Here is a 14,319-nt window from a genome sequence, read left to right as displayed (position 1 = left end):
CGGCGCTCAGACCGGCTCGTCCTCGTCGCGGCGGTGCAGCAGCGACTCGTCGATCGGGAAGCGCAGCTCCTTCTGCCGGTCGATGGCCGCCCCGACCAGGCCCGCGAACAGCGGGTGCGGGCGGGTCGGCCGGGAGCGCAGCTCGGGGTGCGCCTGGGTGGCGACGTAGTAGGGGTGCACCTCGCGCGGCAGCTCGACGTACTCGACCAGGCCGAGGTCGGGGTTGTTGCCGGAGAAGACCAGGCCGGCCTCCTCGAGCTGGTCGCGGTAGGCGTTGTTGACCTCGTAGCGGTGCCGGTGCCGCTCCTGCACGGAGGCCTGCCCATAGGCCTCGCGCACGATGCTCCCCGGGCTCAGGTCGGCGGGGTAGAGGCCGAGCCGCATGGTGCCACCCAGGTCGCCGGCACCCTCCACGAACGCCTTCTGCTCCTCCATGGTGGCGATCACCGGCTCGGGGCAGTCGGCGTCGAACTCGGTGGACGCGGCCTTCTCGAGACCGGCGACGGAGCGGGCGTACTCGATCACCATGCACTGCAGCCCGAGGCAGAGGCCGAGGGTGGGGATCTGGTGGACCCGCGCGTAGGTGAGCGCTCCGAGCTTGCCCTCGATGCCGCGGATGCCGAAGCCGCCGGGCACGCAGATGGCGTCGAGGTCCTCCAGGTTGCGGCGCGCGCCCTCGGGCGTCTCGCACTCGTCGCTGGGGATCCACCGGACGTGCACCTTGGCCTCGTGGGCGAAGCCACCGGCGCGCAGCGCCTCGACGACGGAGAGGTAGGCGTCGGGCAGGTCGACGTACTTCCCGACCAGGCCGATGGTGACCTCCTCCTTGGGGTGGTGCACGCGCCGCAGCAGGTCGTCCCAGGTGGTCCAGTCGACGTCGCGGAAGGGCAGGTCGAGGCGGCGCACGACATAGGCGTCGAGCCCCTCGCGGTGGATGACCTTCGGGATGTCGTAGATCGAGGGGGCATCGGCGGCGGTGACCACGGCCTCCTCGTCGACGTCGCACATCAGCGAGATCTTGCGCTTGATGCTCTGCGGCAGCTCGCGGTCGGAGCGACAGACGATGGCGTCGGGCTGGATGCCGATGGAGCGCAACGCGGCCACGGAGTGCTGGGTCGGCTTGGTCTTGAGCTCGCCGGACGGGCCGATCCAGGGCACCAGCGAGACGTGCAGGAAGAAGCAGTTGTCGCGACCGATGTCGTGACGCACCTGGCGCGCGGCCTCGAGGAACGGCAGGCTCTCGATGTCGCCGACGGTCCCGCCGATCTCGGTGATCACCACGTCGATGTGGTCCTCGCCCTCGGCGGTGACGCCCATCTGCCGGATCCGGTCCTTGATCTCGTTGGTGATGTGCGGGATCACCTGGACCGTGTCGCCGAGGTAGTCGCCGCGGCGCTCCTTGGCGATCACCGAGGAGTAGACCTGGCCGGTGGTCACGTTGGCCACCTGGTTGAGGTCGGTGTCGAGGAAGCGCTCGTAGTGACCGATGTCCAGGTCGGTCTCGGCGCCGTCGTTGGTGACGAAGACCTCGCCGTGCTGGAACGGGTTCATCGTCCCGGGGTCGACGTTGAGATAGGGGTCCAGCTTCTGCATGGTGACGCGCAGACCGCGGGACTTGAGGAGACTGCCCAGGCTGGAGGCCGTCAGGCCTTTGCCGAGCGAGGAGGCGACGCCTCCGGTGACGAACACGTGCTTCGTGGCGGGGGCTACCTTCACGGGTTTCTAGCCTACCCCAGAGGTACGGCGCCGTCGGAGCCCGACGCTCCGAACGATCCACCCTTCGTCGCGGGCCAGCGGGCCAGGGTCAGCACCGTGGTCACCTGACCCGTCGGTCGGTCCACGCCGTCGACGGTCGAGACCAGCCCGGCGACCGGGGTCTCCCGCAGCCGGCTGAGCCGTCCGTCAACGCCGTCGGCGGCGTCGGCGGCCACGGTCACCGCGGCGGCCTGCCGGGCCAGCCCGGTGATCAGGCCCTCGTAGATGGCGTCCTGCTGGGCGTCGGTGTCGCGGCCGAGCAGCACCACCACGTCGGGTGCGCGGGTCGCGGCGTCGTCGGCGCCGGTCACCAGGTCGGCTCCGGCGAAGCTCTGCAGCACCGTCGTCGCGATCGGCCCGACGACCGCCTTGCGGTCGGTGTCGGTGGTGGCGACGGCCAGACCGAGCAGCTCGCCGGCGCGCTCATAGGTGCTGGCGTCCTGGCTCAGCGACGTGTCGGGGTTCTGCTCGCGCACCTGGGTGAGCAGCTGGCTGCCGAGGGTGTCCACCAGTGCCTTCTCGCCGGGGTTGACCAGCGCCTTCGACAGCGCGTAGGTGCCGGAGACGGTGCCGCCGGCGGCGGTCACCTGCTCGGTCACGGCGGACACGGTCGCGTCGGCGACACCGGGGAAGACCACCACGGCCACCGGGCGCCGTTCGAGGGCCTTGCCGTAGAGCCGCGGGGCGGCGGTCACCGCCAGCTCGTCGCCGTAGCCCGCGGCCGAGCGGGCACTGGACAGCGCCGCCCGGTCGGCTCGCGACGGTGCCGAGCCGGTGGCGTCGGAGCGGCCGAGGTCGGACAACGGGCCGCCGCCCAGCGCGATGCCGGCGGCCAGCGCCAGGAACACCGCCACCAGGGAGACGACATGGAAACGAACGGGGATCACGGAAGCAGGCCTCGCAGCTGGTCGACGACGGACTGGAGCACGGGAACGGCGGCGTCGACCCACTCCTGGCCGACCGGGGTCACCGCGACCGCCGCGCCCAGGGCGGCCAGGCCGGCGAGCAGCACGGCGGCGAGGTGACGGGGCCGCACGGAGCCGGCGTACAGCTGCGGACGGCGGTCGCCGGCACCAGCCGGTGACCCACCCGCAGCCGGGTGAGGTAGGTGCTCGCCAGCCCGGGCCGGCGCCGGTCGAGCAGCTCCTCCAGGCCGGCGCCCATCCCCGCCGCCACGATCAGCGACGCGCCGGCGACGTCGGCCAGCACCAGGGCGGCGTCCTCCGGGGAGGTGCCGGTCTCGAGCCGGAGCGGGCGGACGCCGCGCCGCTCGAGGTGGTCGAGCGTGGTGCGGCTGGCGCCCCGCTCGACGCAGGCCACCACGTCGCGGGCGGCCTTGAGCGCCTTGGCCGAGGGGCCATCGGGGTCGGCCGGACCAGGGGCCAGGACCACGACCTCCGGGGCGGCGGCGACCTCGCGGACCACCTCGGCGGCGGTGCCCACGCCGATGACGACGGGTCGCTGCTCACGAAGGAACGGCCGGAGCGCCTTCAGCTCGGCGGCCAGGTCGGGACCGGCGGCGGCCACCACGACCGGGCGCCCCTGGAGGCGGGTCCGCAACGTGGGTAGCCCGAGGCCGTGCAGGAAGAGGTCCTGCTCGCGTCGCAGCAGCGCGCCGCTGTTGGCGACGAAGGTCTCGAGCTGCGTGGTCATGCCCGACCGGGCGTCCTCGAGCTCGGCGTCGACCGTCTCGGCGTCGACGACCCGCCCGGTGGCCAGCAGCAGGTCGCGGTCGTAGACGAGCCCGTCGAGGAGGCGCACCGTCTGCCCGTCGCGGAGGGCGGTGAAGCCCTCCCGGCCGAGACCGTCGACCACCGGGATGCCGGCCTCGATGAGGACCTGTGGCCCCAGGCTCGGGAACCGGCCGGAGAGCATCGGGGAGGCGTTGAGCACCGCGGCGACGCCGGCATCGACGAGGGCCACCGCGGTGGCTCGGTCCAGGTCGGCATGGTCGATCAGGGCGAGGTCGCCGGGTCGCACTCGCGCCAGCAGCGGAGAGGTACGGCGGTCGGCGCGGACCACGCCGACGAGACCGGGCGCGCCCGTGTCGGGGCGCGTGCGCAGGGGAAGCTTCATGACCGGTCCATGGTGGCACCGGGCGCCCTCCGGTCCGGGCAACCTCGTCGTGTCCGCGCGTCGTCGGCGCTGGGACCGGGCTCAGGCGTCGCGCGCCGACTCGAGGAGCTCACGGGCGTGCGCCACGGCGCTCTCGGACTCCTCCACCCCGGCCAGCATCCGGGACAGCTCACGGACCCGGGCCTCGTCATCGAGCACGGACAGCCCCGAGCTGGTCACCGAGCCGTCGGTGGCCTTCTCGACCACGACGTGACGGTCGGCGTAGGCCGCCACCTGGGGCAGATGGGTGACGACCAGCACCTGGGCGCTCCTGGCCAGCTGGGCGAGCCGGCGTCCGACCTCGATGGCCGCGCGGCCGCCGACGCCGGCGTCGACCTCGTCGAAGACGAAGATGGGCACCGGGCTGGTCTCGGCCAGCGACACCTCGAGGGCGAGCATCACCCGGCTCAGCTCTCCACCCGAGGCCCCCTTGGCCAGCGGGCGCGGGTCGGCGCCGGTGTTGGCCGCGAGCAGCAGCTCGACCTCATCGACCCCGGAGCTGCCGAACCGCAGCCACCGCTCCCCCACCTGGAGCGGGCCGCCGCCGTCTGCGTCGGCCGGTGCGGGCTGCTCCTGCTGTCGCACCTCCACCGTGAGCCGGGCGTGCGGCATGGCCAGCAGCCCGAGCTCGTCGGTCACCTGGTCACCCAGCCGGACAGCCGCGGCCACGCGGGTCGCGCTGAGGGCGGCCGCCCGGGCGGCCAGCTCCTCGCGAAGGGCCACCCGCCGGCCGCGCAGCTCCTCGATGCGGTCGTCGGTGCCGTCGAGGTCGAGCAGCCTGGCGGCGGCCTCGGCGGCCCAGGCCAGCACCTCGTCGACGGTCTGGCCGTACTTCCGGGTCAGTGCGACCAGCGCCGCGCGTCGCGCGGACACCGCCGCCAGCCGCGCCGGGTCGGACTCCAGGCCGGAGGCGTACGACGACACGTCGGCCGCGAGGTCGGACAGCAGATAGCTGATCTCGGCCAGCCGGTCGGCGAGCCCGGCGGCCTCCGGGTCGTGCTCGCGCACCCCCTCGAGCAGCGAGCGGGCCGTCGAGGCCGTCGCCAGCGCATCGGGTGCCCCCTCCTCGCTGGACAGCGCCTCGCGGGCCTGGAGCGCGGCGGTGCGCAACGTGTCGGCGTAGCCGAGGCGGGACTCCTCGGCCGCGAGCTCGGCCTCCTCGCCGGGCTGCGGGTCGACGGCCTCGACCTCGGCGAGACCGAACCGCAGCAGGTCGGCCTCGCGAGCCCGCTCCCGGGCCGAGGCGGTCACCTCGGCCAGCTCCTCCTCGACCGACGCCAGCTCGGCATGGAGGAGGCGATAGGACTCCACCCGCTGCTGGTGGTCAGGACCGGCGAACCGGTCGAGCGCCTCACGCTGCGCGCGTGGCGCCAGGAGGCGGTGCTGGTCGGACTGTCCGTGGACCGCGACCAGCGGCTCGGCGACGGTGGCCAGCGTGGACACCGGCACGGCGGCGCCGCCGACGAACGCCCGGGAGCGTCCCTCCGCGGAGATCGACCGGGCCAGCACGACCCGGTCGTCGTCGGCCTCCCCACCGCAGTCGTCCACGGCGTCGAGGAACCCCGGCAGCGACTCGGCACCCACGATGCCCTCGATGCGCGCCGACCGGGCGCCCGAGCGCACCGCGCCGCTGTCGGCCCGTCCCCCGAGCAGCAGGCCGAGCGCCGTCACCACCATCGTCTTGCCGGCGCCGGTCTCGCCGGTGATCACGGTCAGGCCGGGGCCGAGCTCGAGGACCGAGCTGTCGATGACCCCCAGCGAGGAGATGCGGATCTCCTCAAGCATCGACACCTCCCTGCCGCCGCCGCTCGGCGGCGCCCCGCCAGCCCTCCACCCGGAGCCCGAACTTGGCCACCAGCCGGTCGGTGAAGGGGCGCTGGTGCAGCCGGATCAGGCGGACCGGCTGGGCGGCGCGGCGTACCTCCACCTGCGCCCCGGCCGGCAGGTCGACCATCCGACGCCCGTCGCACCACAGCACGCCGGGGTAGGGGCTCGGGTGCCCGCTCTCGAGCAGCTCCACGGCCATGGAGGAGTCGGGGTTGACCACCATCGGCCGGGCGAACAGCGCGTGCGCGCTCAGGGGGACCATCAACAGCGCCTCGACGTTGGGCCACACGACGGGGCCGCCCGCGGAGAAGTTGTAGGCGGTCGAGCCGGTCGGGGTCGCGAACACGACGCCGTCGCATCCCCACCGCGACAGCGGGCGTCCGTCGATGCCGACCACGACCTCGAGCATCCGCTGGCGGGCGCCCTTCTCCACGCTCGCCTCGTTGAGCGCGAAGGTGCGCAGCAGCAGCTCGCGGCGGTGGGTCACGGTCACGTCGAGCGTCAGCCGGTCTTCGGCGACGTAGCGCCGGTCGACGACCGCGTCGATGACCGCCTCGGCGTGCTCGGGCTCGGCCTCCGCCAGGAACCCCACATGGCCGAGGTTGACGCCCAGCAGCGGGGTCGCGCTCTCGCGGGTCAGCTCGGCCGCCCGCAGGATGGTGCCGTCGCCTCCGAGGACGATGGCGAGCTCGCAGTCGCGCCCGGCGTCGTCGAGGGAGTCGGTGACCTCCACGTGGCCGCTGGTCTCCTGGCTGACGTCGACGGCGTCCTCACGGGGCAGGCGGACCCGGAGGCCCTGCGCGGTGAGCGCCGCCACGAACACGCCGGCGAGGTCGCGCACCTCGGGCTTGCCGAGGTGGGCGACCAGCAGCACGCGACGGCCGTCGACGTCGGGCTCGAGAGTCACGACTCCACCCTCTCACCCGCCGCCCCCCAGCCGGCGCTCCGCTCCACCTCGGTGTGGAGGGACGCCCGATCGAGCGCCACCGGGCCGTGCCGCAGCCACAGGAAGTACTCGATGTTGCCCGACGGCCCGGGCAGCGGGCTGGTGGTGACCGCCTGCGCCCCCCAGCCGCGCTCGGCGGCCGCCTCGACCACCGCGGCGACCGCCTCCTCCCGCAGCGCCGGGTCACGGACCACCCCGCCACGCCCCACCCGGTCCTTGCCCACCTCGAACTGCGGCTTGACCATCAGCGCCCAGTCACCGTCGGGCGCGGTCACCCGGGCGAACGCGTCCAGCACCAGCGACAGCGAGATGAAGGACAGGTCGGCGACGACCACCTCCACCGGCCCGTCGATCACCTCCGGCGTCAGCTCCCGGACGTTGCAGCGGTCATGGACCCGCACCCGAACGTGTTGGCGCAGCGACCAGGCGAGCTGTCCGTAGCCCACGTCGACCGCGACCACCTCCGCCGCCCCGGCGCGCACCAGGACGTCGGTGAAGCCGCCGGTGGACGCGCCCGCGTCCAGACAGCGCCGGCCTTCGACCCGCAGTCCCCGCGGACCGAAGGCCTCCAACGCCCCCGCCAGCTTGTGCCCGCCCCGGGAGACGTAGTCGGGTCGGTCGGGATCGGCCACCACGACCAGCGCGACGTCGGTGGTCACCGCCGTGGCCGGCTTGGTGGCCACCGCGCCGGCCACCTTCACCCGGCCGGCGGCGACCAGCTCGCTGGCCTGCTCACGCGAGCGCGCCAGCCCCCGGCGTACCAGCTCGGCATCGAGCCGCAGGCGACGCGGCGGCACCGGCGGGCCCTCAGGCGGGTGCCGCGTCGTCGGCGGGCGGCTCGTCGGCGGGTGCGTCGAGCGCCGCGCGGAGCTCCTCGTGGGCGCGCTCGAAGATCGGGACGTGCGTCTCCACCGGTGCCTCCCGGAGACCGTCCAGGGAGTCGAGCACCGCGTCGACGCGGGCCTCCCCGGTGCGCGGCTCGGCCTCCGCCCCTGGCGTGGCGCCGGCGTCGTCGAGGTGATCCTCGGCGGGCTCGGCGGCAGGGTCGGCGCTGGCGTCGGCGGGCTCGGGGAGGTCGGGCGGCTCCGGCAGCTCGGTCATGGACGTGAGACTAGCCGTCCGGTGGGCCGGCTCAGGCCCGTGGAGGGGTCAGGCCGGCCACGTCGGCCACCGTCCCCTCGGCGTCGAGGTGTGCCCACGACGCCGCGGCCGCGGCTCGCCACCAGTCGTCCGCTTCGCCGCCACCCCGCACCGTCAACGCTCCGGACGACACCTCGGCCACCCAACCACCACACCGGGCCGCCGGCCCCTCCACCGTCGGCGCGGGGTGCGGCCGGCCCAGCCCCTCGAGCGTCACCGAGAGGTACGTCGGTCGCTGCCCCGGTGCGGCCGCCACCAGCGCGGTCAGGTCGGTGACCCCGGTGAGGACCAGGAGCGAGTCCATCCCCGCGGCGTGCGCGCCCTCGATGTCGGTGTCCAGGCGGTCCCCGACCATCAGCGGGTGCCGGCCACCGGCCCGGCGCACGGCCTCGTCGAGCAGCGGCCGGTGCGGCTTGCCGGCCACCTCGGGCTCGACGCCGCTGAACTGGCTCAGCATCCGCACCATCACCCCGTGCCCCGGGGCCACGCCGTAGGACGTCGGCAACGACATGTCCGTGTTGGTCGCCACCCACGGCAGGCCCTCGCGCACCCGGACTGCGACCCGCATGACGTCGCGCCAGACCACGTCCGGCCCGAAGCCGGTCACCACGGCCCGCACCTCGGGATCGTCGGCCGCGGTCACCGGCACCAGCGCCTCCTCGACCAACGCGGTCGCCAGGCCCTCGGCACCGAGCATCAGCACCCTGCTCTCGACCGGGTGCGCGGCCGCCAGCATCCGGGCCGCCGCCTGGCTCGAGGTGACCACCTGGTCAGCGGTGGCGCCGACCCCGAGCCGCACCAGGTTCCCGGCCACCACCTCCGGCGTGCGTGAGGCGTTGTTGGTGACGAAGGCGACCCGGGCGCCGGCCTGACGCGCGGCGTCGATCGCCTCCGTGGCCCGCGGGACCGCATGGCCGCCGATGTAGACCACGCCGTCGAGGTCGAGCAGGACCAGGTCGTGAGCGGCCGTGAGGGGGCTCGGGGACTCCCTCAGCGTCGCCCCAGGGGCGGCCTCGTCGCCCATCGCGGTCTCCGTTCAGTCCGGCAGCGTTGGCCCAGGGGCCTACGATGCATCCGATGGACGAGCCCGCCGTCGTGACGCCGCCCCATCTCGGCCGGCCGCTGCGACTGACACCGTTCCGCGGGCTGACGCTGGCCCCCCGGTGGATCGGCGGTCCCGCAACGGCGCGGACCTTCGCCAGACCCTATCGCGAGGTCGCGCGCCGACTGACCCGATGGGAGCGAGCGGGCCGGGTCAGCGCCGACGTGGAACCCGCGGTCTACCTCCACGAGTACACCGTGGGTGACACGACGGTCCGCGGACTGGTCGGAGCCCTCGACCTCACCCACCGCTCCGAGGACCCCGGCCAACGCGCGGTGCTCCCCCACGAGGGAGTGCACCTCGGACAGGTCCAGGACCTCGCGGAGCGGATGCTGGAGATGCAGCTGAACCCGGCGCCGATCCTGCTCGTCCACCGTGGCCCCGCCGAGGTGCGCGGGCTGGTCACGGAGGTGGCCGGCCGACCTCCCACCCGCGCGTTCCTGGACGCGGCCGGCACTCGGCACCGACTCTGGGCGATCCGCGAGGCGGGCGAGCTGACGCGGTTGGCGGCCGGCCTCGCGGACGCCACCCCCGTGATCGCCGACGGGCACCACCGCTACGCGGCCTACCTCCGCCTGCAGGACGCGCACCCCGGCAGCCCCTGGGACCGCGGTCTGACGATGCTGGTCGACCAGGACGACACCCCGCTGCGGCTGGGCGCCATCCACCGGGTGGTGCCGCGGATGCGGATGGACGAGCTGGCCGCCCTCGCCGGCCGGGCGCCCGGCGGCCGCTGGCGCGAGCTGGCCGGCGCCGCGGAGGGCCGAGCGCTGGTCACCGGCCGTGACGGTGACGTCGCGAGCGTGGCCGTCACCGACGGGGGCGAGCGTTGGGTCGCGTGGGACCTGCCGCACCCCGCCGACGCCGCCACCGTCGAAGTCCTGCACCAGTCCGTGATGGCGGATCTGCCGCGTCGCCGGCGGGTGCGGTATGAGCACAGCGCGGACGACGCCTGCACCCGAGCCCGCGAGACCGTGGGGCTGGCGCTGCTGCTGCCGACCCCGTCGTTCGACCTCGTCGCGGCCGTCGTACGGGCCGACCGGCTGCTGCCGGAGAAGGCCACCTCCTTCCAGCCCAAGCCGGCGGTCGGGGTGCTCATGCGGTCGTTGCGCGACGAATCAGCCGACCCGAGCTGACCTCCACCTCGACCCTGGAGGCGGCCCCGGCCGGGGTCCGGAAGAAGCGGCGCCGGATCGCGCCGGTCACCTCCACCAGGTCACCCTCCCGCCAGACCTGCACCGAACGGCGCACTCGCCCGCCCCACACCGCGCAGTCCAGGGCGTCCACCTGCCCGGACCGTCCACGACCGACCGGGCGCGGCACCACGACGCGGAACGTCCACAGGCGGTCTCCGCTCGGCAGCACCCGCTCGGCCGGCGCCCGCGACACCTTCCCGACCAGCGTCACCTCGTTGACCGGCTCCGACTCGACCAGCTCCATCCACCTCACCTCCGACCACCAGCGTCGCCGGAAGACCGAGAGAGACCCAGGCTCAGCTGGCAGCCTGTGGAGAACGGCGCGCGGAGACGCACCCGGGATGAATCCCGGCACAGCCGACGTGGGTCATGACGCGCGGCCACTCGCCAACCGGCACACCGGGCCCGCGAAAGACGTGGTAAATGGCCGAGAGAGGCCACGGTGGGTGGCCTCTCTCGGGTGTGGTGTGTGTTCGGCGGCGTCCTACTCTCCCACAGCCTCTCGGTTGCAGTACCATCGGCGCTGGCAGGCTTAACTTCCGGGTTCGGGATGGGTCCGGGTGTTTCCCTGTCGCTATGGCCGCCGTAACTCTTGTGACCTGTTACTACCTGTCCCACACACTCTCTCGCGTGTGTGGGTGGTGTTTGTGGTCTCAGTTTTGCATGTGGACGCGGGCGTTCTCTTTGTGTGTGGCTTGTCGTGGGTTTTGGGTTCTGTTGTGTGGTGACAAGCCCTCGGCCTATTAGTACCGGTCGGCTGGGCATTGCTGCTGTACACCTCCGGCCTATCAACCCCATGTTCTGTGGGGGGCCTTACCCCATTGCTGGGTGGGAAACCTTATCTTGAAATGTGCTTCCCGCTTAGATGCATTCAGCGGTTATCACGTCCGAACGTAGCTAACCAGCGGTGCCCCGGGCGGGACAACTGGCACACCAGAGGTTCGTCCATCCCGGTCCTCTCGTACTAGGGACAGCTTTTCTCAAGTTTCCTGCGCGCGCGGCGGATAGGGACCGAACTGTCTCACGACGTTCTAAACCCAGCTCGCGTGCCGCTTTAATGGGCGAACAGCCCAACCCTTGGGACCTACTCCAGCCCCAGGATGCGACGAGCCGACATCGAGGTGCCAAACCATCCCGTCGATATGGACTCTTGGGGAAGATCAGCCTGTTATCCCCGGGGTACCTTTTATCCGTTGAGCGACCACGCTTCCACTTGCCGTGGCCGGATCACTAGTTCCGACTTTCGTCCCTGCTCGACATGTCTGTCTCACAGTCAAGCTCCCTTGTGCACTTACACTCGTCACCTGATTGCCAACCAGGCTGAGGGAACCTTTGAGCGCCTCCGTTACATTTTAGGAGGCAACCGCCCCAGTTAAACTACCCATCAGGCACTGTTCCTGATCCAGATCATGGACCTAGGTTAGATGTCTAGGACGACCAGAGTGGTATTTCAACGTTGACTCCACCCCCACTGGCGTGAGGGTTTCACAGTCTCCCACCTATCCTACACAAGCCGAACCAAACACCAATACCAAACTATAGTAAAGGTCCCGGGGTCTTTCCGTCCTGCCGCGCGTAACGAGCATCTTTACTCGTAGTGCAATTTCGCCGAGTCCATGGTTGAGACAGCGCCCAAGTCGTTACTCCATTCGTGCAGGTCGGAACTTACCCGACAAGGAATTTCGCTACCTTAGGATGGTTATAGTTACCACCGCCGTTTACTGGGGCTTAAATTCTCCGCTTCGAACTTGCGTTCTAACAGGTCCTCTTAACCTTCCAGCACCGGGCAGGAGTCAGTCCGTATACATCGTCTTACGACTTCGCACGGACCTGTGTTTTTAGTAAACAGTCGCTTGGGCCTGGTCTCTGCGACCCTCCCCGCTACCCACCGCAAGGGTGTTCACGGGTCGGGTCCCCCTTCTCCCGAAGTTACGGGGGCATTTTGCCGAGTTCCTTAACCATGGTTTGCTCGATCGCCTTGGTATTCTCTACCTGATCACCTGAGTCGGTTTGGGGTACGGGCGGCGCATAGCTCGCTAGAGGTTTTTCTCGACAGCATAGGATCACCCACTTCACCAAAAGTTGGCTCGGCATCAGATCTCACACTCCCCACTCAAGGGGGATGGCCCGGATTTGCCTAGGCCACGTGCTACATCCTTACCCGTGGACAACCATCGCCACGGTTGGGCTACCTTCCTGCGTCACCCCATCGCTTGACTACTACCCGGTCGGGTCCCACGCTCCACCACCAGCCCCACACCCCTCCGAAGAGGCATGCGGGTTGAAAGGTGGCTTCGGGTGGTTAGCATCACGGACCTCGTCAGGGTCGCTACGTTGCCGGTACCAGAATATCAACTGGTTGTCCATCGACTACGCCTGTCGGCCTCGCCTTAGGTCCCGACTTACCCAGGGCAGATTAGCTTGACCCTGGAACCCTTGATCATTCGGCGGAAGAGTTTCTCACTCTTCATTCGCTACTCATGCCTGCATTCTCACTCGTGTCGCCTCCACACCTGGATCACTCCGGCGCTTCACCGGCGACACGACGCTCCCCTACCCACCCACACACCTGAACCAGCCGGCAAACCGACTGACTGGGCTTACATGTGAGTGCCATAGCTTCGGCGGATGACTTGAGCCCCGCTACATTGTCGGCGCGGAATCACTTGACCAGTGAGCTATTACGCACTCTTTCAAGGGTGGCTGCTTCCAAGCCAACCTCCTGGTTGTCACTGCGACTCCACATCCTTTTCCACTTAGTCACCGCTTAGGGGCCTTAGCTGATGGTCTGGGCTGTTTCCCTCTCGACTACGGAGCTTATCCCCCGCAGTCTCACTGCTGCGCTCTCACTTACCGGCATTCGGAGTTTGGCTAACGTCAGTAACCTGGTCGGGCCCATCGGCTATCCAGTGCTCTACCTCCGGCAAGAAACACACAACGCTGCACCTAAATGCATTTCGGGAGAACCAGCTATCACGGAGTTTGATTGGCCTTTCACCCCTATCCACAGGTCATCCCCTCAGTTTTCAACCTAAGTGGGTTCGGTCCTCCACGCGGTCTTACCCGCGCTTCAACCTGCCCATGGATAGATCACTCCGCTTCGGGTCTTGATCATGCTACTCAACCGCCCTGTTCGGACTCGCTTTCGCTACGGCTACCCCACACGGGTTAACCTCGCAACACAACGCAAACTCGCAGGCTCATTCTTCAAAAGGCACGCCGTCACCCCACCCCAAAAGGCAAGGCTCCGACGGATTGTAGGCACACGGTTTCAGGTACTATTTCACTCCCCGCCAGGGGTACTTTTCACCTTTCCCTCACGGTACTGGTCCGCTATCGGTCATCAAGGAGTATTTAGGCTTAACGGGTGGTCCCGCCAGATTCACACAGAATTTCAGGAGTTCCGTGTTACTTGGGAAACACGATCACACAGCCACACACTTACACGTACGGGGCTCTCACCCTCTACGGCACCGCTTTCCAACGGACTTTCGCTTCATGCATGGTTTCTCACTGCGCACCCGCACGGCAGCACGGATAAAATCGCGTCCCACAACCCCACACCAACAACCCCTGCCGGGTATCACATCAGCGTGGTTTGGCCTCATCCGATTTCGCTCGCCACTACTCTCGGAATCACTATTGTTTTCTCTTCCTGTCGGTACTGAGATGTTTCACTTCCCGACGTTCCCTCCCAACACCCTATATATTCAGGTGCAGGTGACTGGACATGACTCCAGCCAGGTTTCCCCATTCGGACACCCCCGGATCACAGCTCGGTTGCCAACTCCCCAGGGCTTATCGCAGGCTCCAACGTCCTTCATCGGCTCTTGATGCCAAGGCATCCACCATGTGCCCTTCATAGCTTGTCACCAAACAACACAACTCAAACAAACACAACAAACTACAAAGATGCTCGCGTCCACTATGCAAAACTCAAACAACAAACCCCACCACCCCACACCACCCCACCACAGGAGCAGCACAGAGCCCAGGCCAAGACACCAACCCCACCCACCCCCACCCACCAGGCAAGGAACCCCACCCACAGGCAGGAACCCCACCCAGGGGGAACCCTGATCTCTCAGAACCCCAACAGCATGTGACCCCCACCAACCAGCCAGGCACCACCCTCACAGGCACTGCCCCGCCAACCGCCGGGGGACGTCGATGATTCCACTAGGACAGCAACCCACCCCCGACACCACATCCGGGCACCACCAGAACGGACCGCCCCA

General features: G+C 69.7%; 11 protein-coding genes and 2 rRNA genes. 1 reads left to right on the top strand and 12 read right to left on the bottom strand.

The annotated features are described in order from the left end of the window. Positions 1–6: 6 nt before the first annotated feature. From R2740_RS07365 to R2740_RS07325, 9 genes are all read right to left on the bottom strand, one after another. Positions 7–1,716, bottom strand: coding sequence for a CTP synthase (locus tag R2740_RS07365; RefSeq protein WP_371302045.1), 1,710 nt, complete (start codon positions 1,714–1,716; stop codon positions 7–9). An 11-nt stretch (positions 1,717–1,727) separates the two neighbouring features. Next, positions 1,728–2,642, bottom strand: coding sequence for a copper transporter (locus R2740_RS07360; protein WP_371302044.1), 915 nt, complete (start codon positions 2,640–2,642; stop codon positions 1,728–1,730). Beyond that, entirely contained in the window at positions 2,639–2,767 is a 129-nt protein-coding gene (locus R2740_RS07355; RefSeq protein ID WP_371302043.1) for a hypothetical protein, read from the bottom strand. The genes R2740_RS07360 and R2740_RS07355 overlap by 4 nt, the downstream gene beginning before the upstream one ends. Beyond that, on the bottom strand, positions 2,722–3,831 hold the full coding sequence (steA, locus tag R2740_RS07350) for a putative cytokinetic ring protein SteA (RefSeq protein WP_371302042.1): 1,110 nt from the start codon (positions 3,829–3,831) through the stop codon (positions 2,722–2,724). The genes R2740_RS07355 and steA overlap by 46 nt, the downstream gene beginning before the upstream one ends. 81 nt (positions 3,832–3,912) lie before the next feature. Next, a complete protein-coding gene (gene recN, locus R2740_RS07345; RefSeq protein ID WP_371302041.1) occupies positions 3,913–5,655 on the bottom strand; it encodes a DNA repair protein RecN in 1,743 nt (580 codons plus the stop codon). After that, on the bottom strand, positions 5,648–6,604 hold the full coding sequence (locus tag R2740_RS07340) for an NAD kinase (protein ID WP_371302040.1): 957 nt from the start codon (positions 6,602–6,604) through the stop codon (positions 5,648–5,650). Before R2740_RS07340 ends, recN begins: the two co-directional genes overlap by 8 nt. Continuing rightward, positions 6,601–7,440 (bottom strand): TlyA family RNA methyltransferase, encoded by an 840-nt coding sequence (locus R2740_RS07335; protein WP_371302039.1) that lies wholly within the window; start codon positions 7,438–7,440, stop codon positions 6,601–6,603. The genes R2740_RS07340 and R2740_RS07335 overlap by 4 nt, the downstream gene beginning before the upstream one ends. A 10-nt stretch (positions 7,441–7,450) precedes the next feature. Further along, entirely contained in the window at positions 7,451–7,744 is a 294-nt protein-coding gene (locus tag R2740_RS07330) for a hypothetical protein (RefSeq protein WP_371302038.1), read from the bottom strand. Between the two features lie 31 nt (positions 7,745–7,775). Beyond that, complete coding sequence (locus tag R2740_RS07325; RefSeq protein WP_371302037.1) at positions 7,776–8,807, bottom strand: HAD-IIA family hydrolase; 1,032 nt, start codon at positions 8,805–8,807, stop codon at positions 7,776–7,778. Between the two features lie 53 nt (positions 8,808–8,860). Between R2740_RS07325 and R2740_RS07320 the strand changes: the two genes are divergently transcribed. Then, a complete protein-coding gene (locus R2740_RS07320) occupies positions 8,861–10,021 on the top strand; it encodes a DUF1015 family protein (RefSeq protein ID WP_371302036.1) in 1,161 nt (386 codons plus the stop codon). On the opposite strand, the gene R2740_RS07315 is transcribed toward R2740_RS07320, so the two are convergent. The 3 genes from R2740_RS07315 to R2740_RS07305 all read right to left on the bottom strand — a co-directional run bounded on the left by R2740_RS07315 (position 9,981) and on the right by R2740_RS07305 (position 13,953). Further along, the gene (locus tag R2740_RS07315; RefSeq protein WP_371302035.1) at positions 9,981–10,325 is read right to left on the bottom strand and encodes a single-stranded DNA-binding protein; all 345 of its coding nucleotides are present in this window, start codon (positions 10,323–10,325) and stop codon (positions 9,981–9,983) included. The two genes, R2740_RS07320 and R2740_RS07315, sit on opposite strands and share 41 nt — an antisense overlap. Before the next feature lie 227 nt (positions 10,326–10,552). Further along, a 5S ribosomal RNA gene (gene rrf, locus R2740_RS07310) occupies positions 10,553–10,669 on the bottom strand. Between the two features lie 135 nt (positions 10,670–10,804). Then, positions 10,805–13,953: ribosomal RNA gene (locus tag R2740_RS07305) — 23S ribosomal RNA — on the bottom strand. Positions 13,954–14,319 lie beyond the last annotated feature (366 nt).

Source organism: Nocardioides sp. (genome assembly GCF_041393715.1).
In the GTDB taxonomy this organism is placed as follows: Bacteria; Actinomycetota; Actinomycetes; order Propionibacteriales; family Nocardioidaceae; genus Nocardioides.
The sequence above is the reverse complement of the archived record's forward strand: the minus strand, read 5'-3'. Positions and strand labels throughout refer to the sequence as shown.